An 846-nucleotide genomic window follows, 5' to 3' on the forward strand; every position below is an offset into this window, starting at 1 on the left:
GACTAGGTCATAGACCCATTATCGGGATTCCCGAATCGGCTGTGGCGTGATTCAACCTTCGGATCATGGAGGCTGAGATGGCGCGGTTTGATTTGACGGATTTCGAATGGTCGGTGATTGAGCCGTTGTTGCCGAACAAGCCGCGGGGTGTTCCGCGCGTCGATGATCGTCGCGTCTTGAACGGTATCTTCTGGCGCTTGCGGACTGGCGCGCCGTGGGCGGACATTCCGCGGCGCTACGGTCCGCACACAACCTGCGTCAACCGCTTCAACCGGTGGCGCAAGGCTGGTGTCTGGGACCGCATTCTCAAAGGCGTGTCAAAGGCTTATGACGGCGATATCCAAATGATCGACTCATCCTCGATCCGCGTCCATCAGCACGCCGCCAATACCCAAAAAAAGTCGACGGATCCCATTGCATGGGTCGCTCGCGGGGCGGCCTGACAACGAAAATTCACGCGCTTGTCGACGCGGAAGGTCTGCCAATCGACCTGAAGCTGACCGAAGGTCAGGCGCATGACGGGCGCAGCGCAGCCGACATGCTGGAGGCTTTGGCCGACGGGCAAATTCTTCTGGCCGACCGCGCCTATGACAGCGACGCGCTGCGCCAGAGCCTCGACGCTCGCGGCGCATGGGCCAACATCAAGCCCATGCCAAACCGCAAGAACGTTCCGGCGTTCAGCTCTTACCTTTATCGCTACAGGAACCTCGTCGAGCGTTTCTTCAACAAGATCAAGCACTACCGCGGCGTCGCCACGCGCTACGACAAACGAGCCGACAATTTCCTCGCCGGAGTCAAGCTCGCCTCAATACGCATCTGGTTGCGCCATAATGAGTCGATGACCTA

1 protein-coding gene is annotated in these 846 nt (G+C 59.2%); it reads left to right on the top strand.

What is annotated here, in order from left to right; genetic code table 11:
* Positions 1–77 precede the first annotated feature (77 nt).
* A protein-coding gene (locus tag MPC4_RS18165) for an IS5 family transposase (RefSeq protein WP_425312500.1) occupies positions 78–846 on the top strand; the annotation gives its coding sequence in 2 pieces (ribosomal slippage) (positions 78–392 and positions 395–846; 767 coding nt annotated over the 2 pieces). This gene is flagged as partial in the annotation.

It is taken from the genome of Methylocella tundrae, from assembly GCF_901905185.1.
GTDB classification, from domain to species: domain Bacteria; phylum Pseudomonadota; class Alphaproteobacteria; order Rhizobiales; family Beijerinckiaceae; genus Methylocapsa; species Methylocapsa tundrae.